This window comes from Streptomyces atroolivaceus (assembly GCF_000717025.1).
GTDB classification, from domain to species: Bacteria; Actinomycetota; Actinomycetes; order Streptomycetales; family Streptomycetaceae; genus Streptomyces; species Streptomyces atroolivaceus.
This window is the reverse complement of sequence record NZ_JNXG01000002.1, coordinates 441,574-458,504: the sequence shown is the minus strand read 5'-3', so window position 1 is coordinate 458,504 and position 16,931 is coordinate 441,574. Positions and strand designations below refer to the sequence as shown.

At 68.9% G+C, this 16,931-nt stretch carries 26 protein-coding genes; 3 read left to right on the top strand and 23 right to left on the bottom strand.

What is annotated here, in order from left to right:
- Positions 1-200: 200 nt before the first annotated feature.
- The 21 genes from rplO to rpsJ form a co-directional block, all read right to left on the bottom strand.
- Positions 201-656, bottom strand: coding sequence for a 50S ribosomal protein L15 (rplO, locus tag OO67_RS05390; protein WP_014047794.1), 456 nt, complete (start codon positions 654-656; stop codon positions 201-203).
- 1 nt (position 657) lies between these two features.
- On the bottom strand, positions 658-840 hold the full coding sequence (gene rpmD / locus OO67_RS05385; RefSeq protein WP_003966943.1) for a 50S ribosomal protein L30: 183 nt from the start codon (positions 838-840) through the stop codon (positions 658-660).
- Positions 840-1,442, bottom strand: coding sequence for a 30S ribosomal protein S5 (gene rpsE / locus OO67_RS05380; RefSeq protein ID WP_014047793.1), 603 nt, complete (start codon positions 1,440-1,442; stop codon positions 840-842). The genes rpmD and rpsE overlap by 1 nt, the downstream gene beginning before the upstream one ends.
- A gap of 47 nt (positions 1,443-1,489) precedes the next feature.
- On the bottom strand, positions 1,490-1,873 hold the full coding sequence (rplR, locus tag OO67_RS05375) for a 50S ribosomal protein L18 (RefSeq protein WP_033297607.1): 384 nt from the start codon (positions 1,871-1,873) through the stop codon (positions 1,490-1,492).
- A gap of 2 nt (positions 1,874-1,875) precedes the next feature.
- Entirely contained in the window at positions 1,876-2,415 is a 540-nt protein-coding gene (rplF, locus tag OO67_RS05370) for a 50S ribosomal protein L6 (RefSeq protein WP_033297606.1), read from the bottom strand.
- 21 nt (positions 2,416-2,436) lie between these two features.
- Positions 2,437-2,835, bottom strand: coding sequence for a 30S ribosomal protein S8 (rpsH, locus tag OO67_RS05365; protein ID WP_028439249.1), 399 nt, complete (start codon positions 2,833-2,835; stop codon positions 2,437-2,439).
- A gap of 223 nt (positions 2,836-3,058) precedes the next feature.
- The gene (locus tag OO67_RS05360; RefSeq protein WP_003948630.1) at positions 3,059-3,244 is read right to left on the bottom strand and encodes a type Z 30S ribosomal protein S14; all 186 of its coding nucleotides are present in this window, start codon (positions 3,242-3,244) and stop codon (positions 3,059-3,061) included.
- Between the two features lie 2 nt (positions 3,245-3,246).
- Positions 3,247-3,804: a 50S ribosomal protein L5 gene (gene rplE / locus OO67_RS05355; protein WP_033297605.1), complete on the bottom strand. Its 558-nt coding sequence runs from the start codon at positions 3,802-3,804 to the stop codon at positions 3,247-3,249.
- Positions 3,804-4,127: a 50S ribosomal protein L24 gene (gene rplX, locus OO67_RS05350; RefSeq protein WP_014047788.1), complete on the bottom strand. Its 324-nt coding sequence runs from the start codon at positions 4,125-4,127 to the stop codon at positions 3,804-3,806. The genes rplE and rplX overlap by 1 nt, the downstream gene beginning before the upstream one ends.
- Positions 4,128-4,129: 2 nt before the next feature.
- The gene (gene rplN, locus OO67_RS05345) at positions 4,130-4,498 is read right to left on the bottom strand and encodes a 50S ribosomal protein L14 (RefSeq protein WP_033297604.1); all 369 of its coding nucleotides are present in this window, start codon (positions 4,496-4,498) and stop codon (positions 4,130-4,132) included.
- A gap of 100 nt (positions 4,499-4,598) precedes the next feature.
- Positions 4,599-4,883, bottom strand: a complete 285-nt coding sequence (gene rpsQ / locus OO67_RS05340) for a 30S ribosomal protein S17 (RefSeq protein ID WP_033297603.1) — start codon at positions 4,881-4,883, stop codon at positions 4,599-4,601.
- Entirely contained in the window at positions 4,883-5,107 is a 225-nt protein-coding gene (gene rpmC / locus OO67_RS05335) for a 50S ribosomal protein L29 (protein WP_033297602.1), read from the bottom strand. Before rpmC ends, rpsQ begins: the two co-directional genes overlap by 1 nt.
- Positions 5,107-5,526: a 50S ribosomal protein L16 gene (gene rplP / locus OO67_RS05330; RefSeq protein WP_014154587.1), complete on the bottom strand. Its 420-nt coding sequence runs from the start codon at positions 5,524-5,526 to the stop codon at positions 5,107-5,109. Before rplP ends, rpmC begins: the two co-directional genes overlap by 1 nt.
- A gap of 5 nt (positions 5,527-5,531) precedes the next feature.
- A complete protein-coding gene (rpsC, locus tag OO67_RS05325; RefSeq protein WP_014047784.1) occupies positions 5,532-6,368 on the bottom strand; it encodes a 30S ribosomal protein S3 in 837 nt (278 codons plus the stop codon).
- Positions 6,368-6,715, bottom strand: a complete 348-nt coding sequence (rplV, locus tag OO67_RS05320) for a 50S ribosomal protein L22 (protein ID WP_026290933.1) — start codon at positions 6,713-6,715, stop codon at positions 6,368-6,370. The genes rpsC and rplV overlap by 1 nt, the downstream gene beginning before the upstream one ends.
- Positions 6,716-6,757: 42 nt before the next feature.
- Positions 6,758-7,039 carry a 30S ribosomal protein S19 gene (gene rpsS / locus OO67_RS05315; RefSeq protein WP_023539342.1) on the bottom strand — a complete coding sequence of 94 codons (282 nt, stop codon included), beginning with the start codon at positions 7,037-7,039 and terminating at the stop codon, positions 6,758-6,760.
- A 12-nt stretch (positions 7,040-7,051) separates the two neighbouring features.
- Positions 7,052-7,888, bottom strand: coding sequence for a 50S ribosomal protein L2 (gene rplB / locus OO67_RS05310; RefSeq protein WP_033297601.1), 837 nt, complete (start codon positions 7,886-7,888; stop codon positions 7,052-7,054).
- 39 nt (positions 7,889-7,927) lie between these two features.
- Positions 7,928-8,266, bottom strand: a complete 339-nt coding sequence (gene rplW, locus OO67_RS05305; protein ID WP_031096361.1) for a 50S ribosomal protein L23 — start codon at positions 8,264-8,266, stop codon at positions 7,928-7,930.
- A complete protein-coding gene (rplD, locus tag OO67_RS05300; protein ID WP_033297600.1) occupies positions 8,266-8,916 on the bottom strand; it encodes a 50S ribosomal protein L4 in 651 nt (216 codons plus the stop codon). The genes rplW and rplD overlap by 1 nt, the downstream gene beginning before the upstream one ends.
- A 4-nt stretch (positions 8,917-8,920) precedes the next feature.
- On the bottom strand, positions 8,921-9,565 hold the full coding sequence (rplC, locus tag OO67_RS05295; protein WP_014154591.1) for a 50S ribosomal protein L3: 645 nt from the start codon (positions 9,563-9,565) through the stop codon (positions 8,921-8,923).
- A gap of 14 nt (positions 9,566-9,579) precedes the next feature.
- Positions 9,580-9,888 (bottom strand): 30S ribosomal protein S10, encoded by a 309-nt coding sequence (rpsJ, locus tag OO67_RS05290; RefSeq protein ID WP_003948644.1) that lies wholly within the window; start codon positions 9,886-9,888, stop codon positions 9,580-9,582.
- 538 nt (positions 9,889-10,426) lie between these two features.
- Between rpsJ and OO67_RS05285 the strand changes: the two genes are divergently transcribed.
- Positions 10,427-10,966, top strand: a complete 540-nt coding sequence (locus OO67_RS05285) for a GNAT family N-acetyltransferase (protein ID WP_078597651.1) — start codon at positions 10,427-10,429, stop codon at positions 10,964-10,966.
- Here OO67_RS05285 and OO67_RS05280 read toward each other — a convergent pair.
- Together OO67_RS05280 and OO67_RS05275 are read right to left on the bottom strand one after the other, a co-directional pair.
- Positions 10,948-11,559 carry a dihydrofolate reductase family protein gene (locus OO67_RS05280; protein ID WP_033297599.1) on the bottom strand — a complete coding sequence of 204 codons (612 nt, stop codon included), beginning with the start codon at positions 11,557-11,559 and terminating at the stop codon, positions 10,948-10,950. The two genes, OO67_RS05285 and OO67_RS05280, sit on opposite strands and share 19 nt — an antisense overlap.
- 197 nt (positions 11,560-11,756) lie before the next feature.
- On the bottom strand, positions 11,757-12,902 hold the full coding sequence (locus tag OO67_RS05275) for a hypothetical protein (protein ID WP_033297598.1): 1,146 nt from the start codon (positions 12,900-12,902) through the stop codon (positions 11,757-11,759).
- Positions 12,903-13,172: 270 nt separating this feature from the next.
- Here OO67_RS05275 and OO67_RS39530 point away from each other — a divergent pair, with 270 nt between their 5' ends.
- Positions 13,173-14,657, top strand: coding sequence for a hypothetical protein (locus OO67_RS39530; RefSeq protein WP_033297597.1), 1,485 nt, complete (start codon positions 13,173-13,175; stop codon positions 14,655-14,657).
- Between the two features lie 212 nt (positions 14,658-14,869).
- The gene (locus tag OO67_RS05265; RefSeq protein ID WP_078597761.1) at positions 14,870-16,867 is read left to right on the top strand and encodes a PIG-L family deacetylase; all 1,998 of its coding nucleotides are present in this window, start codon (positions 14,870-14,872) and stop codon (positions 16,865-16,867) included.
- The last annotated feature ends 64 nt before the right edge of the window (positions 16,868-16,931 follow it).

Below are 16,931 nucleotides of genomic sequence, written 5' to 3'. Positions count from 1 at the left end.
AAAGCGTGAGGTGACGGTCTTGAGGATCGACGATTACGTAACAGCCAAAGGACCCCGGGCTCTTGCCCAGGTCTTACCACAGCAACAGTGCACGCCACCTTACCGGCGTACATGCCCCCCTAGGAACGACCAACCGGGGATGCCCCAAATGAGAGGCATCCCCGGTCGGGTGTTCAGGCCACTGTCCTGTCCGAGTTGTCTCAGACGAGTTCGGTGACGGTGCCGCCGGCAGCGGCGATCTTCTCCTTGGCGGAGCCGGAGACGGCGTCAACCGAAACCTGCAGCGCCACGGAGATCTCGCCCTGTCCGAGGACCTTGACGAGGTGGTTGTTGCGCACAGCGCCCTTGGCGACCAGATCGGCCACCGTGACCTCTCCACCCTCGGGGTAGAGCGTCGCGAGCTTGTCCAGGTTCACGACCTGGTACTCCGTGCGGAACGGGTTCTTGAAGCCCTTGAGCTTCGGGAGACGCATGTGGAGGGGCATCTGGCCACCCTCGAAGCGCTCCGGAACCTGGTAACGAGCCTTCGTACCCTTGGTACCACGGCCTGCGGTCTTACCCTTGGACGCCTCACCACGACCCACACGGGTCTTGGCGGTCTTGGCGCCCGGGGCAGGCCGGAGGTTGTGGGCCTTCAGCGGGCTGTTCTCCGCCATGTCAGTCAACCTCCTCAACCGTCACGAGGTGGCGGACGGTGTGAACCATTCCGCGGAACTCGGGGCGGTCCTCCTTGACAACCGAGTCGTTCAGGCGCTTGAGCCCGAGCGAACGCAGGGTGTCGCGGTGGTTCTGCTTGCTGCCGATGTACGACTTCGTCTGCGTGATCTTGAGGCGAGCCATTACGCACCCGCTCCCGCACGCGCACGGAGCAGAGCCGCGGGGGCGACGTCCTCGAGGGGCAGACCGCGGCGGGCCGCGATCTCCTCGGGACGCTGCAGACCCTGAAGGGCCGCCACGGTCGCGTGCACGATGTTGATCGGGTTCGAAGAACCGAGCGACTTCGACAGGATGTCGTGGACGCCGGCGCACTCCAGAACGGCACGCACCGGGCCACCCGCGATCACACCGGTACCGGGGGAAGCAGGCTTGAGCAGGACGACGCCCGCAGCCTTCTCGCCCTGGATCGGGTGAGGGATGGTGCCCTGGATACGCGGGACCTTGAAGAAGCTCTTCTTGGCCTCTTCGACGCCCTTGGCGATGGCCGCGGGAACTTCCTTGGCCTTGCCGTATCCGACACCGACGGTGCCGTCACCATCGCCCACCACGACCAGCGCGGTGAAGCTGAAGCGACGACCACCCTTCACTACCTTGGCGACGCGGTTGATCGCGACGACGCGCTCGACGTACGCGGTCTTCTCGGCGGCTGCGCCACCGTCACGGCCCTTCCGGTCCCGCCGCTCGCCGCCACCGGCACCGCTTCCGCGGCGCTGGGGTCCAGCCATTGGATTTACCTCTCTCTGTTACGTCCGCTGTGCGTTGGAACCGGGGCTTAGAACTTCAGCCCGGCTTCACGGGCGGCGTCAGCCAGAGCGGCAATCCGCCCGGCGTACTGGTTACCACCGCGGTCAAACACGACGGCCTCGACGCCTGCAGCCTTGGCACGCTCGGCGACCAGGGCGCCGACCTGCTTGGCCTGGGCGCTCTTGTCACCCTCCGCACCACGGATCGAGGTGTCCAGGGTCGACGCCGACGCGAGCGTGTGGCCCGCGATGTCGTCGATGACCTGGGCCACGATGTGGCGGTTGGAACGCGTCACGACCAAGCGGGGACGCTCCGGCGAACCGGAGATGTGCTTGCGGACGCGGATGTGGCGCCGCTTGAGAGCGGCACGCTTGTACGCGTCGCCCTTGGCGATCTTCACACCGTATGCCATGGCTACTTACCAGCCTTTCCGACCTTGCGGCGGATGACCTCGCCCGCGTACTTGACGCCCTTGGCCTTGTACGGGTCGGGCTTCCGCAGCTTGCGGATGTTGGCGGCTACCTCGCCGACCTTCTGCTTGTCGATGCCCTCGACGCTGAGCTTCGTGGGCGACTCGACCTTGAAGGTGATGCCTTCCGGAGCCTCGATGAGGATCGGGTGGCTGTAGCCCAGGGCGAACTCCAGGTTGGAGCCCTTCGCCTGGACGCGGTAACCGACACCGCTGATCTCGAGCGCCTTGCTGTATCCCGTGGTCACGCCGGTGATCATGTTCGCCACCAGCGTGCGGGACAGGCCGTGGAGGGCCTTGTTCTGACGCTCGTCGTTCGGGCGGACGACGTTGAGCACGCCGTCCTCACCCTTGGTGACCTCGATCGGCGCTGCGACGGTGTGCGAGAGGGAACCCTTGGGGCCCTTCACCGCGACCGTGCGGCCATCGATGGTGACGTCCACACCGGCGGGAACCTGGATGGGGAGCTTGCCGATTCGCGACATGAGCTATTCCTCCGTTCCCGACTACCAGACGTAGGCGAGGACTTCCCCACCTACGCCCTTCTTGCTGGCCTGCTGGCCGGTCAGGAGACCGTGGGACGTGGAGATGATCGCCACGCCCAGGCCGCCGAGAACCTTCGGCAGATTGGTGGACTTTGCGTATACACGCAGACCCGGCTTCGAGATGCGCTTGATGCCGGCAATCGAACGCTCGCGGTTCGGCCCGAACTTCAGCTCGAGGACGAGGTTCTTACCGACCTCGGCGTCCTCGACCTTCCAGCCGGTGATGAAACCCTCCTGCTGGAGAATCTCCGCGATGTGCGACTTGATCTTGCTGTGCGGCATCGCGACATCGTCGTGATACGCCGAGTTCGCGTTACGCAGACGCGTGAGCATGTCTGCGATGGGATCAGTCATGGTCATGAGTTGGCCTTCGGCCTCTCTCGCCGGGGTTTCCTGTATGCGCCATCCCTCTCCCCACTCAGTGGCGGGACGGGTGCGGTGCGGGGACCTACGGCGTAGTAAGTCGGTCAGGGCGGCAGGCGCCCAACCCTTCAAGCCTACGGCATGAAGAGCGGGGCTCCTGCCGACCGGATACTTACCGAGAGCTTTCTGGTCCTCCCAACGCCCAAAGGGCGAGGAGGAATTACCAGGAGCTCTTGGTCACGCCCGGCAGCTCGCCACGGTGAGCCATCTCACGAAGGCACACGCGGCACAGGCCGAACTTGCGGTAGACGGAGTGGGGCCGGCCGCAGCGCTGGCAGCGGGTGTACCCGCGCACGCCGAACTTCGGCTTACGGGCGGCCTTAGCGATCAGAGCCTTCTTCGCCACGGTCAGTTCTCCTTGAACGGGAAGCCGAGGTGACGAAGCAGGGCACGACCCTCGTCGTCGTTGGTCGCCGTGGTGACCACGGTGATGTCCATGCCCCGGACCCGGTCGATCTTGTCCTGGTCGATCTCGTGGAACATGACCTGCTCCGTGAGACCGAAGGTGTAGTTGCCACGGCCGTCGAACTGCTTCGGCGACAGGCCACGGAAGTCACGGATACGCGGAAGCGCGAGCGACAGCGTACGGTCCAGGAACTCCCACATGCGGTCACCACGGAGGGTGACGTGGCAGCCGATCGGCTGCCCCTCGCGCAGCTTGAACTGCGCGATCGACTTGCGGGCCTTCGTGACGGCCGGCTTCTGGCCCGTGATCGTGGTGAGGTCCTTGACGGCACCGTCGATCAGCTTGGAGTCGCGGGCGGCGTCGCCCACACCCATGTTGACCACGATCTTGACCAGACCGGGGATCTGCATGACGTTCTCGTACGAGAACTCCTCACGCAGCTTGCCGGCGATTTCTTCGCGGTAGCGCGTCTTGAGACGCGGCGCAGTGGTGGCAGTCATCAGATGTCCTCACCGGTCCGCTTGGCAACGCGGATCTTCTTGCCCTCGTCGTCAAAGCGGTAGCCGACGCGGGTGACGACCTTGTTGCCGTCCTTCTCCACGACCAGCTGAACGTTGCTGACGTGAATCGGGGCCTCGGTGGTGACAATGCCACCGGTCTGCGAGCCGCGAGCCGTCTGACCGGCCTTGGTGTGCTTCTTGACCCGGTTGACACCCTCGACGAGGACGCGGTCCTGAGCGGGGAAGGCGACGATGACCTTGCCCTGCTTGCCCTTGTCCTTACCGGTGATGACCTGAACCAGGTCGCCCTTCTTGATCTTCATGCTTACAGCACCTCCGGCGCGAGCGAGATGATCTTCATGAACTTCTTCTCGCGCAGCTCTCGGCCCACGGGGCCGAAGATACGGGTGCCGCGGGGGTCGCCGTCGCTCTTGAGAATGACAGCGGCGTTCTCGTCGAAGCGGATGTACGAGCCATCCGGACGGCGACGCTCCTTGACGGTGCGAACGATGACGGCCTTGACGACGTCACCCTTCTTCACGTTGCCACCGGGGATCGCGTCCTTGACGGTGGCGACGATGACGTCACCGATGCCCGCGTAGCGGCGACCCGAGCCACCGAGAACACGGATGGTGAGAATTTCCTTCGCACCCGTGTTGTCGGCGACACGCAGTCGCGACTCCTGCTGGATCACGTCTATCTCCTGATCGTCTGCCGGTTCCCGGCAGGGGCCCCGTTGCGGGAGCCCCTGCCGAGCCTGGCGGAACTGGCCTGAGGGGAGACCCCCTCAGGGATTACTTGGCCTTCTCGAGGATCTCGACGATGCGCCAGCGCTTCGTCGCGGACAGCGGACGCGTCTCCATGATGAGGACGCGGTCGCCGACGCCTGCGGCGTTCTGCTCGTCGTGGGCCTTGAGCTTGTTCGTACGGCGGATGACCTTGCCGTACAGCGCGTGCTTGACGCGGTCCTCGACAGCGACGACGACGGTCTTGTCCATCTTGTCGCTGACGACCAGACCCTCACGGGTCTTGCGGAAGCCGCGGTCGGTCTTGGTCTCAGTCACAGTGCTCTCGCTCATCAGACGCTCTCCACCGTCTCGATGCCCAGCTCGCGCTCGCGCATCAGGGTGTAGATCCGGGCGATGTCCTTACGGACGGACTTGAGCCGACCGTGGTTCTCGAGCTGCCCCGTCGCCGCCTGGAAGCGGAGGTTGAACAGCTCTTCCTTGGCCTCGCGGAGCTTGTTGAGAAGCTCCTCGCCGCCCAGCTCGCGCAGCTCGGACGCCTTGGTACCGGCCGACATCACGACTCACCTGCCTCGCGCCGAACGATCCGGCACTTCATCGGAAGCTTGTGAGCAGCGCGGGTGAGCGCCTCACGAGCAATCTTCTCGTTCGGGTAGGACAGCTCGAACATCACCCGACCGGGCTTGACGTTCGCGATCCACCACTCGGGAGAACCCTTACCGGAACCCATGCGGGTCTCGGCAGGCTTCTTCGTCAGGGGGCGGTCCGGGTAGATGTTGATCCAGACCTTGCCGCCACGCTTGATGTGGCGGGTCATCGCGATACGAGCTGCCTCGATCTGGCGGTTCGTCACGTACGCCGGGGACAGCGCCTGGATGCCGTACTCGCCGAACGCAACCTGCGTGCCACCCTTGGACATGCCGCTGCGCTTCGGGTGGTGCTGCTTGCGGTGCTTGACCCTACGGGGGATCAGCATTTCGGTCAGGCCTCCGTTCCGGTGCTCTCAGCCGGAGCAGCGGCGGCGGGAGCGTCGGCCTTGGGGGCCTCCGCTGCCGGCGCGGACTGCTGCGGCTTGCGGCCGCGACCGCCGCGCTCGCCACCACGGCCACCACGGCCGGCCGGGCGGTCAGCGCCGCCACGGGCCGGACGGTTGCCGGCGCGAGCCGCTGCGTTCTCGGCGCGGACCTCGGCGATGTTCTTGACGTCGCCCTTGTAGATCCAGACCTTCACGCCGATGCGGCCGAAGGTCGTCTTGGCCTCGAAGAAGCCGTAGTCGACGTTCGCACGGAGCGTGTGCAGGGGCACGCGGCCCTCGCGGTAGAACTCCGAGCGGGACATCTCGGCGCCGCCGAGGCGGCCACCGCACTGGATCTTGATGCCCTTTGCGCCCGCCTTCATCGTGCTCTGCATGCTCTTACGCATGGCACGACGGAAGGAGACACGGGAGGAGAGCTGCTCGGCGACGGCCTGGGCCACCAGCTGAGCGTCCACCTCGGGGTTCTTGACCTCGAGGATGTTCAGCTGGACCTGCTTGCCGGTCAGCTTCTCCAGCTCGCCACGGATGCGGTCGGCCTCGGCGCCACGGCGGCCGATGACGATGCCCGGGCGGGCGGTGTGGATGTCAACGCGGACGCGGTCGCGGGTGCGCTCGATCTCGACCTTCGAGATGCCGGCCCGCTCCATGCCCTTCGTCATCATGCGACGAATGGCGACGTCTTCCTTGACGTAGTCCTTGTACAGCTTGTCGGCGTACCAACGGGACTTGAAGTCCGTGGTAATGCCGAGCCGGAACCCGTGCGGGTTTACCTTCTGGCCCATTACCGGGTTCCTTCCTTGCTGCTGACGACCACGGTGATGTGGCTGGTCCGCTTACGGATCCGGTAGGCACGGCCCTGAGCACGCGGACGGAACCGCTTCAGGGTCGGGCCCTCGTCCACGTACGCCTCGCTGATGACCAGCGAAGAGGCGTCAGGGTGGTCGTAGTTGTGTGCAGCGTTGGCGATGGCGCTGTCAAGCACCTTGCCAACCGGCACGCTCGCGGCCTGCGGGGCGAAACGCAGGACCGCCTGAGCCTCCGTGGCATCCATGCCACGGATGAGGTCCACCACGCGGCGGGCCTTCATGGGCGTGACGCGGATGTACCGCGCCTGGGCCCTGGCTTCCATGGTTGTCCCTTCGGTGTGAGTCATAGTCGTTTCCACCCCGCGCTAGCGGCGCTTCGACTTCCGGTCGTCCTTGACGTGGCCGCGGAAGGTGCGAGTCGGCGAGAACTCGCCGAGCTTGTGGCCGACCATCGACTCGGTGACGAACACCGGGACGTGGATCTTGCCGTTGTGCACCGCGATGGTGTGACCCAGCATGGCCGGGATGATCATCGAGCGACGGGACCAGGTCTTGATGACGTTCTTGGTGCCTGCCTCGTTCTGTACGTCCACCTTCTTGATGAGGTGGCCGTCGACGAAGGGCCCCTTCTTGAGACTGCGCGGCATCTAAACCCGCTCCTAGCGCTTCTTGTTCGTCTTGCGGCGGCGGACGATGTACTTGCTCGATGCCTTCTTCGGCGAGCGAGTACGACCCTCCTTCTGACCCCACGGCGAGACCGGGTGACGTCCACCGGAGGTCTTGCCTTCACCACCACCGTGCGGGTGGTCAACCGGGTTCATCGCGACACCGCGGACGGTCGGGCGAACGCCCTTCCAGCGCATGCGGCCGGCCTTGCCCCAGTTGATGTTCGACTGCTCGGCGTTGCCGACCTCACCGATGGTGGCGCGGCAGCGGGCGTCGACCAGCCGGATCTCTCCGGAAGGCATACGAAGGTGGGCCATCGTGCCCTCCTTCGCGAGCAGCTGCACGGAGGCACCCGCGGAACGGGCGAACTTCGCGCCGCCGCCGGGCCGGAGCTCGATGGCGTGGAGGGTCGTACCGACCGGGATGTTGCGCAGCGCCAGGTTGTTGCCGGGCTTGATGTCTGCGGTCGGACCGTTCTCGACGCGGTCACCCTGCGACAGGCCACGGGGGGCGATGATGTAGCGCTTCTCGCCGTCCGCGTAGTGCAGCAGCGCGATGCGCGCGGTGCGGTTCGGGTCGTACTCGATGTGCGCGACCTTGGCCGGCACGCCGTCCTTGTCGTGACGACGGAAGTCGATCACTCGGTAGGCGCGCTTGTGGCCACCGCCCTGGTGGCGAACGGTCACACGACCGGCGTTGTTACGGCCGCCCTTGCTGTGCAGGGGGCGGACCAGCGACTTCTCCGGCGTGGACCGCGTGATCTCGACAAAGTCGGCGACGCTGGAGCCACGACGGCCCGGGGTCGTCGGCTTGTACTTGCGGATACCCATTTCTCAGTCCTCGTCCGATTCCGGACGACTCGACCTCCGTCAGGAGGTCGGGCCGCCGAAGATGTCGATACGGTCGCCCTCGGCGAGGGTCACGATGGCGCGCTTCGTGTCGGCGCGCTTGCCGAAACCGGTCTTGGTGCGCTTGCGCTTACCCTGCCGGTTGATCGTGTTGACCCCGGTGACCTTGACCGAGAAGACCGCTTCCACGGCCTGCTTGATCTGGGTCTTGTTGGAGCCGGGCGCGACGATGAACGTGTACTTGTTCTCGTCGAGCAGCGCGTAGCTCTTCTCGGACACGACCGGCTTGACGAGAACGTCGCGCGGGTCCGAGTAGGTCTTGCTCGTGATGGTCGAGCTGGTGACGGTCGCCTCACTCATCAGGCGGCGCTCCCTTCGGTCTCAGCGGTCTGGGGGCCAGACACGAAGGACTCGAAAGCGGCCTGGGTGAAGACCACGTCGTCAGAGACGATCACGTCGTACGTGTTCAGCTGGCCCGGCTCCAGGATGTGCACCTGGGGCAGGTTGCGAGCGGACAGCCACGCGGCCTCGTCGGCACGGTCGACGACCAGGAGCAGGTTGCTGCGCTCCGAGATCTTGCCGAGCAGCGTCTTGGCGGCCTTGGTGGAGATCCCACCCTCGACCACGCCGGTGACGACGTGGATGCGGGAGTGACGCGCCCGGTCCGAGAGGGCACCGCGCAGGGCGGCGGCCTTCATCTTCTTCGGGGTGCGCTGCGAGTAGTCACGCGGCTGCGGGCCGTGGACGACGCCACCGCCGGCGAACTGCGGCGCACGGGTCGAACCCTGGCGCGCGCGGCCGGTGCCCTTCTGGCGGTACGGCTTGCGCCCACCACCACGGACCTCGCCGCGGGTCTTGGTCTTGTGCGTGCCCTGACGGGCAGCTGCCAGCTGTGCGACGACGACCTGGTGGATCAGCGGAACGCTGGTCTTCGCGTCGAAGATCTCCGCGGGGAGCTCGACGGTACCGGCCTTGTCGCCTGCCGGCGAAAGGATGTCAATGGTGCTCATTACCTCAAGCCCCCTTGGCCGCGGTACGGACCAGGACGAGGCCGCCGTTCGGACCGGGGACCGCGCCCTTGATGAGGAGCAGACCCTTCTCCGCGTCAACCGCGTGGATGGTCAGGTTCTGGGTGGTGACGCGCTCGTTACCCATCCGACCGGCCATGCGCATGCCCTTGAAGACACGCCCAGGGGTGGCGCAGCCACCGATCGAACCGGGGGAACGGTGCTTGCGCTGGACGCCGTGGCCGGCGCCGAGGCCCTTGAAGTTGTGACGCTTCATGACACCGGCGAAGCCCTTGCCCTTGCTCTTGCCCGTGACGTCGACCTTGACGCCGGACTCGAACACCTCGGCAGTGACCTCCTGGCCCAGCGTGTACTCGCTGGCGTCAGGGGTGCGGAGCTCCACCAGGTGGCGGCGCGGGGTCACGTCGGCCTTGGCGAAGTGGCCCTTGAGGGGCTTGTTCACCTTGCGCGGGTCGATCTCGCCGAAGGCGATCTGGACCGACTCGTAGCCGTCGCTGTCGTTCGTACGGACCTGCGTCACGACGCACGGACCGGCCTTGACGACGGTCACCGGGACAACCCGGTTGTTCTCGTCCCAGACCTGGGTCATGCCGAGCTTCTCGCCCAGGACGCCCTTGATGTTCTTGCTCATCTCGGCCCGTCCCCTCAGAGCTTGATCTCGATGTCGACGCCAGCCGGCAGGTCGAGGCGCATCAGCGAGTCAACCGTCTTCGGCGTGGGGTCGAGAATGTCGATGAGGCGCTTGTGCGTGCGCATCTCGAAGTGCTCGCGAGAGTCCTTGTACTTGTGCGGCGACTTGATGACGCAGTACACGTTCTTCTCAGTGGGCAGCGGCACCGGGCCTGCGACCGACGCACCAGTGCGGGTCACCGTCTCGACGATCTTCTTCGCCGAGGAGTCGATGACCTCGTGGTCGTAGGCCTTGAGCCGGATGCGGATCTTCTGTCCCGCCATGGCTACTAGTAGTCCTGTCTCTCAATAACGCTCTGGAACCCGGGAGTTCTCCTAACTCCGCCTCCGACCCACGCGGTCGGGCGTGTCGCATCCCCTCTACGAAGATCTCCCGAAGGATTTCCCAACCAAGGGGGTGCGGGCCGAAACCGCGCTGCCGGGGGCGAAACCCCACCGGGTGCCTGGTCAGCGCCCTGCTGAACTTCCCGAAAGATTCCCGTACGTCCGACCCGCATGGGGTCGACGAGTACTGTGGGACTCGCTTCCGGTCCTCCCGGCGGGAGGCGCGCAGCATTGACACTCAACCGAGCAACCTGGCTAGTGTGCCACACGGGTCGCAGGCCTGGCCAATCGGCCCGGGATCTTACCCCCTGCGGGGGACCTCCCAAACGCAGGCGCCCTTCAGGGGGCTCGCGGCCTCGCTCGCGCCGCAGTCGCGTGCCGGTTCGACGGTATCCGTGGATCGAGTGAAGGCGGCCCCTCAGGCATATGCCAGGGCGAGGCCGTGATCACGGTTCGCCGGGCCTGACAGAATCCCGCCATGTCCACGAGCGCCGTACAGGGCTGGGGCCTGCGCCCGGCCACCTCCGAAGACGTGGAAGCCATGGCCGAGCTCCGGGCCGTCGCCATGCGCCCCGACCTGGAACGGCTCGGCCGGTACGACGAGCACAGGGTGCGGCAGCGCCTGCGTGACTCCTACACCCCCGAGCACACCTCCGTGGTGCAGGCCGACGGGGTTCTCGCGGGCTGTGTCGCCCTGCGGCCCTTCGAGGACGGCTGGTGGCTGGAGCACTTCTACCTCGCCCCGCAGCTCCGGGGCAGAGGCATCGGCACCGCTGTCCTGGCCGGTCTCCTCGCGCGTACGGACGCCGAGGGCGTGCCGGTCCGCCTGGACGTCCTGCAGGGCAGCGCCGCCCGTGGCCTGTACGAGCGGCACGGCTTCACCGTGGAGCGGGAGGACCCGGTGGACGTCTTCATGGTCCGCCGGCCCGGCACCGGAGCTTCCGTCCGACGCCGGTGGCACCCCCGGGCGGGAGGTTCCGGTCAGGGGGCGCAGCCGGGCTACCCCTCGGCCCCGTAGGTCCCGAACTCCGGAAGCCCCGCCGCCTCGAAGGTGTGCACCGACAGGCCGCCCGGTGTCACCTGGTGGCTGACGAGCCGGAGGCCGGCCGGTGCGCCACCGTCCGGGAACAGGCGCCGGCCCTGGCCCACCACGACCGGGGCGATCACGAGCCGCAGTGTGTCGACGAGCCCCGCGGCCAGCAGGGACTGCGCCAGCCGGGCGCTGCCGTGGATCTGCAGCTCCCGGCCTGGCCGCCGCTTCACTTCGGCGACCTGGGCGGGAACGTCGCCGGACAGGATCGTGGTGGGGTCCCATCCGGCCTCGGTCAGGCTGTGGGAGGCCACGTACTTCGGCAGGCCGTTCAGGATGCCGGCGAAGGGATGGCCGGTCATCTTCGGCCAGTCCCGAGCGAAGTTCTGGTACGTACGGCGGCCGAACAGGAACGCGTCCGCCTCTCCGAGCCAGGTGCCTGCCAGGCGGTCGAACTCCTCGTCCAGGAACGGCACGAACCAGCCGCCCCGCTCGAACCCGCCACTGGTGTCCTCGTCCGCGGACCCCGGGCCCTGGGAGACACCGTCCAGCGTCAGGAACTCCTGCACAACCAGCTTCATCGCGCACCGCTCTCTCTTCGGCCTCGACGGCCGGTCCGGGTTCTTCGGCGGGGGGACGGCCGTCCCCCCGCTGTCTGACGCCGTGGGGCGCGGGAACTCATCGGTCCGGACGCTGCCGGGTGACGGGTCAGCGCGCCGCCACCGCGTCCGTCCTCGGCCGAGGAGACCGCGGGCTCCCGGGGCTTGCCGTGCTCACCTCACGTACGGGTGAGCTTGCCGCAGGGCCCTTCGGGCTGCCACTCGCCGCGGTCGTAGGGATCCACGTCGGGCCCGGCGGGGACGGGTTCCGCGCTGTCGCTCGGGAAGGCCGGGTGCAGGAAGCCGTCGTAGGTCTCGCAGTCGGTGTTGCCGACGTTCTGCTGGGAGCTGACGACGGAGAGCTTGCCGCGCGTCGCCGCGAACCGCTCCGGGTCGTGCAGCGCGGTCGTCAGTCTCCGCCGCACGATCGTGCGCGCCACCTCGTCCCCACCCGGCCTCACCAGCGGGTAGACGAAGGTGTAGTCGGTGTGCACCTCCACGGAGCCGGCAGCGCCCGCTTCGAACGTCATCCGCCCACGCGTCTTGACGACGTCCCCGGCGAGCTGTGCCTCCTCCGCGTCGAACCGGCTGAACAGCATCAGCGGGTCCTGCTCCTCGCTCGGCTCCGCCAGTGACCGCTCGAGCCGCTCCCGCTCCCCCTTCTGCAGCGGATCGAGCAGCTCCAGCGCCTCGTCGGGGCTCTCCCCCCGCAGGGTGGCCGGATCGAGGTTGGCGGAGATGAGCAACTGCCGGGTCGCCCGCAGGGCGTGTTCGACCTCGGCCTTGCTCATCCCTCCGGTCGCCTCGGCCTCCGGGAGCTCGATCCCCGCCGCCCCGTCCGCCCAGTGGAGCGCGGGCGAACCACGGAAGGGCTCCTCCGGCGTCGGCCGGTCCGCGTCCGCCACGCCGACGGGCCCGGCGGCGGGCCCGGTGTCCGCGGAGTCGCCCCCTCCCGGCAGGTGGTCGGTCAGCAGACTCGGCCGCATGGTGATCACCAGGATCGCCACGACCACGGCGAACCCCAGGACCGCGGCGAGACGCCGCCGCTTCCGTGCACGCCCGTGCGTTTCCTCCCAGGTGGGGCCGGTGCGCCACCCCTCGGGCCGCCAGGGTTCGGCCGGCTTGTTCTTCCGGCCCCGGCGCCGCCCGGCCGCCGCCTCCTCGTCCAGCGCGCGCAGCCGCGCCGTGACCATGCGGGCGCGCGCCGAGGGCTCCTTCGGCGCGTCGGTCCCCCCGCTCTCGGCCTGCCGGACGAGTTCCGCCCACTGTTCGTCGGAGACGGAGCCCTCTCCGTCCGGACGGTTGACCGGTTCCCCCGGTGGCATGTCACTGCTCACTGTTCTGTTCCACTCCCCCACACAGCTCTGGCGTCACTACCTCACGCCGTCGGCCCGCATTCGGACAAGAGTGCGATGCGAACCGTAATGATCACGTGATGGATCTGTGCCTGAGGCTGCCCGCAGCGCACCAACCGGGCACTCCGACAACGGACTTGTCGCACGGACCCTCACCCGGCGGCCCGGCGCGGCCTGTTGCGCCCGGCCACGGACGCGACGGAGACTCACAGGGACCACACGTCCACCGGGGGAGACGCCGTGCGCCTGCTGATCGACGTACTCGACGGGGATCACGCCACGTTCTCCGGCCCCTACGGCAGCAGAGCGGCCTGGCACCTCCAGAAGCTGGAAGCGTTCCGTACGCCGCCCCGGGACGCCGAAGCCCGGCCGTCCCGGTGGCGGGAGCTGCACGACGCCGCGCTGGGCCGAGCGTTCGAGATCGCGGTCCACCCGGCGTCGACGGTCGCCGAATGCCTGACGCGGTCCCTGGCCGAAGCAGGGCGGAGGGGTGTGGCCGGACCGGCTGCGGACGCACTGCGCACCTGGCTGGTCGACCCGGCCACGGATGAGGCACTCGACCAGGACCTCACCATCGAGGCGTCCGGCCTGGCCGACGGCGACCTGGTCGTCCTGTGCATCGAGCGCATGCCCCAGGGCTGCTACGAGCTGGCCCCCGCACCCAATCCGGCCGCCCTGCTGGAACGCATGCAGCTGGCCATGAACGGGGCCGCGCCCGACGCCGGGGGCAGGCTGTGGGGCGTCCTCCTCTACACCACCGCCGACACCGAGCTGGCGACCTACGTCCGCACGCATTTCGAGGACCTCGACGCACTGTCGGGCCCGTCCGTCCGCGTGTTCCTCCTGGAACGCCGGGCCCGGTGGGCCGAGGCCAGGAGGTACTGGCGCGAACACCTCGATCCGGAGCTGTACCGGAGCCTGGCGTCCGTGCGCTGGCTACGCTGGCAGCCGTACGACCCTCAGGGTGCCTACGAAGTGGCCTCCCTCCTCAAGGTGGCCCCCGAACTGCTGCCCTGTCTCGTCCTGTTCAACGGCAGACAGGACCTCCCCTGGGGTAAGCAGAAGGTCGTGTTCCCCGTGGAGGACGTCACGCCCCGCTACTTCCGCACGCTCTTCGGCCGCATCACCGAGGCCCTCGGCGAGCAGCCGGGCGCCGGACTCGGCGCTCCGGACGGCGAGTTCCCGCCCGGCCGGGCTCAGGGCGACGGCCCCGCCGTACTGCGCGACCTGCTGCTCCGCAGCGCCCGGGACCGCGACGAGGAGGCGTTCAGAAGGGTCTCGGAGGCCCAACAGGCCATCAGCGCCGCCCTGACACCGACTCGCCCGCCCGGCACCGGGTACCACCTGAACAACTGCAAGGTCATTCTCACCACGGGGAGCGCCATGACGGAGAACTACAACTTCCACGGGCAGAACACCACGTTCGTCAACCGTCCCGTGAACACGGTCATCCAGGACTTCCAGAACCAGCACGGAACCACCCTGCACGCCGATGACCTGCGGCAGCTCCTCCAGCTGACGCTGTCGAGCACCGACCTGCCCGAGGCCGACCGCGCCGAGGCAGCCCAGGCCGTGCACGACCTGGCCACGCTGTCCGGGGAATCCGACACCGGCGCCTTCCGGCTCCGGGCGGAACGCCTGCGGGAGCTGCTCTCCGGCGCGGCCGACGTCGCCCAGCCCGCGCTGGCCCTCCTGGCCTCGGTCGTCGCCGCCGTGACCGGGTAGCACGTGTTGCCCGGCCGTCCGGGCAACGCACGGGCCCGGATCCCCGTCTATCCCCCCGCAGGAGCAGGCCCAAGCCCTGACCTGCGCTGACCGACAGCACGCAGCTCTGGGCCCACGCCCGTCCGCTGCGGGGGGACGCGGACGGAGTGCGTGACGTGACGGATGGACCTGCCCTGCCCGGAAACGGTGTGCGCCGGCGCACCGTCGTGACCATGGCCGCCACGGGCGCGGCGCTCGGCGCCTGCTCGGTTCCGGCGCCCCGGCGTACGGATCCGGCCCCTGATCCCGCCCCCGGGCAGCCGATCAGCACCGGGCGGCGGGCGCTGCTGATGCAGATACTCGCCCACCCGGACGACGACCTGTACTTCATGAACCCGGACACCCGGCTCGCCCTCGACGCCGGGACACCGCTGGTGTGCGTCTACCTCACGGCCGGTGAGGCCGACGGCGTCAACAAGATCCCCGGCCGCCCCCGCCCGGCGCCGGACAAGGGCGCGTACTCCTCCGCACGCCACCAGGGGCTGCGACAGGCGTACGCCGCCCTGCTCGGGCTGCGGCCCTTCACCCCCTGGGAGGTCTCCGTCGCCGAGCTCGGCCCGGACCACAGGGCCGAGGTGAACGTGCTGGCGGCCGACGGCCGCAGAGTGGAGTTGATCTTCCTCAACACGGCCATGCACACCGGCCGGCACCGGCTCGGGCTGCCCAGTCTCTGGCAGGATCGCCGGCTCGTGCTGCGTACGGTCGTGGCCGACGGATCGCCGCTGCGGCGCGCCGGCTCGTACACGTACGACGGGCTGGTCGGGGTCCTCACCGGCCTGATGGAGAGCTACCGGCCCACCGTCGTCCACACCCTGGACCCCGACCCGGACATCCAGCACAGCACGGAGGCCGTCCGCCGCAGGGACAGCGAACAGCCCGGTTACTCCGACCACGCCGACCACACGGCCGCGGCCTGCTTCGCGTGGGCCGCGATGATCCGCTGGGTGGCCCGGGCGACCGCGGACGGTGGCCGGATACCGGGCTTCGTCACGGTCGCCTACCGCGGTTACTACAACCGGCACTGGCCGAAGAACCTGCCGCAGGGGGTACTGGCGAGGAAGGCCGCCCACCTCGTCCCCTACGGGGGCTCGCCCGACTGGGACTGCGGCAATCCGTCCGGCTGCGGTGACTACAACGTCGGCGGCGACCGCCCGCTCACCAACCGCAAGGGCTGGGTCCGCTCCACCCACCACCGCTACCCGGGCACGCGCACGGTCCTCACCGCCGAGCCGGACGGCCGGCTCGCGGCCTATGCCGTGCTGGGGCTGCGGGTGGTGCGGTGGCAGGAGACCGGGCCGGGCAGCGGTGCCTGGGGGCCTCCGCACGACCTCGGCGGCGGCCCGCTCGCCCCCGCACTGGGCTCGGCCACCACACGGGACGGGCGCCTGCTGCTGTTCGGGCTCCGCTTCGCCGCACTCGGCGGGCACGGCGCCGACAACGAGCGCGAGATCGTGGTGCTGGAGCAGAGCGCCCCGGGCCGGGGCTTCCGCCCCTGGCGCGGCCTGGGCTCTCCTTCTCCCGGACGTGACGAAGTACGTCGCACGGGCGTACCGGTGGCCGTCGCCGCTCCGGACGGGCAGATCCATCTCTTCGTACGCGACGCCGAGAAGGGCGTCAGCACCCGGGTGCGGGACGGGGCGGGGCGGTGGAGCGCGTGGCGGGACATGGGCGGCGGAGAGGTGCAGGACGGCCTGCACACCGCCGTGGACGAGGGCGGACGCGTCCACGTCTTCGGCGCCGGCCACCACGCCGTGCACCACTGGGCCCAGGACACCCCGTCCGCGGGGCTCACGGCTCGCACACAGCTCACGGCGGCGCCCGTCCCGGCCCACGCGCCGGCCGCCCTCCCGGCTCCCGACGGGTCCGTGTCCCTCTACTACCGGGCAGCGGCCGGGAGCGGGCTGATCACGGCTCGGGCGGGGACGGCCGTGCCCGGAGCGCGGTTCGACGGGTACGGGCCGGTGGACGCCGCCCCGTCACCGCGCGGGCCCGTGCTGCTGGGCCGCACCGCCGAGGGCCTCGTCCAGCTGCTCATGGGCGGCGGGCTCCACGTGCGGACCGACGGGCCGGCCGCCCTGGACGGGGCCTCGCTCCGCCTGGGCCCGGACGGCCGGCCTTCGGTCGCCGGCCTGGGTCCGGACGCGGCGCCCTGGATGTGGCGGCCGCGGTAGCGGGGGCTCCCGGCGGCGCACGCCAAGGGCCCCGCCCCTCCCGGAGGGGAGGACGGGGCCCTTG

Bases quoted from the DNA above. Each gene is read 5' to 3' on its own strand.
- rplO (WP_014047794.1), bottom strand. From the start codon at position 656: ATGGCGGAGAACAGCCCGCTGAAGGCCCACAACCTCCGGCCTGCCCCG.
- rpmD (WP_003966943.1), bottom strand. From the start codon at position 840: ATGGCTCGCCTCAAGATCACGCAGACGAAGTCGTACATCGGCAGCAAG.
- rpsE (WP_014047793.1), bottom strand. From the start codon at position 1,442: ATGGCTGGACCCCAGCGCCGCGGAAGCGGTGCCGGTGGCGGCGAGCGG.
- rplR (WP_033297607.1), bottom strand. From the start codon at position 1,873: ATGGCATACGGTGTGAAGATCGCCAAGGGCGACGCGTACAAGCGTGCC.
- rplF (WP_033297606.1), bottom strand. From the start codon at position 2,415: ATGTCGCGAATCGGCAAGCTCCCCATCCAGGTTCCCGCCGGTGTGGAC.
- rpsH (WP_028439249.1), bottom strand. From the start codon at position 2,835: ATGACCATGACTGATCCCATCGCAGACATGCTCACGCGTCTGCGTAAC.
- rplE (WP_033297605.1), bottom strand. From the start codon at position 3,804: ATGACTGCCACCACTGCGCCGCGTCTCAAGACGCGCTACCGCGAAGAA.
- rplX (WP_014047788.1), bottom strand. From the start codon at position 4,127: ATGAAGATCAAGAAGGGCGACCTGGTTCAGGTCATCACCGGTAAGGAC.
- rpsQ (WP_033297603.1), bottom strand. From the start codon at position 4,883: ATGAGCGAGAGCACTGTGACTGAGACCAAGACCGACCGCGGCTTCCGC.
- rpmC (WP_033297602.1), bottom strand. From the start codon at position 5,107: ATGTCGGCCGGTACCAAGGCGTCCGAGCTGCGCGAGCTGGGCGGCGAG.
- rplP (WP_014154587.1), bottom strand. From the start codon at position 5,526: ATGCTGATCCCCCGTAGGGTCAAGCACCGCAAGCAGCACCACCCGAAG.
- rpsC (WP_014047784.1), bottom strand. From the start codon at position 6,368: ATGGGCCAGAAGGTAAACCCGCACGGGTTCCGGCTCGGCATTACCACG.
- rplV (WP_026290933.1), bottom strand. From the start codon at position 6,715: ATGGAAGCCAGGGCCCAGGCGCGGTACATCCGCGTCACGCCCATGAAG.
- rpsS (WP_023539342.1), bottom strand. From the start codon at position 7,039: ATGCCGCGCAGTCTCAAGAAGGGGCCCTTCGTCGACGGCCACCTCATC.
- rplB (WP_033297601.1), bottom strand. From the start codon at position 7,888: ATGGGTATCCGCAAGTACAAGCCGACGACCCCGGGCCGTCGTGGCTCC.
- rplW (WP_031096361.1), bottom strand. From the start codon at position 8,266: ATGAGTGAGGCGACCGTCACCAGCTCGACCATCACGAGCAAGACCTAC.
- rplD (WP_033297600.1), bottom strand. From the start codon at position 8,916: ATGAGCACCATTGACATCCTTTCGCCGGCAGGCGACAAGGCCGGTACC.
- rplC (WP_014154591.1), bottom strand. From the start codon at position 9,565: ATGAGCAAGAACATCAAGGGCGTCCTGGGCGAGAAGCTCGGCATGACC.
- rpsJ (WP_003948644.1), bottom strand. From the start codon at position 9,888: ATGGCGGGACAGAAGATCCGCATCCGGCTCAAGGCCTACGACCACGAG.
- OO67_RS05285 (WP_078597651.1), top strand. From the start codon at position 10,427: ATGTCCACGAGCGCCGTACAGGGCTGGGGCCTGCGCCCGGCCACCTCC.
- OO67_RS05280 (WP_033297599.1), bottom strand. From the start codon at position 11,559: ATGAAGCTGGTTGTGCAGGAGTTCCTGACGCTGGACGGTGTCTCCCAG.
- OO67_RS05275 (WP_033297598.1), bottom strand. From the start codon at position 12,902: ATGCCACCGGGGGAACCGGTCAACCGTCCGGACGGAGAGGGCTCCGTC.
- OO67_RS05265 (WP_078597761.1), top strand. From the start codon at position 14,870: ATGGCCGCCACGGGCGCGGCGCTCGGCGCCTGCTCGGTTCCGGCGCCC.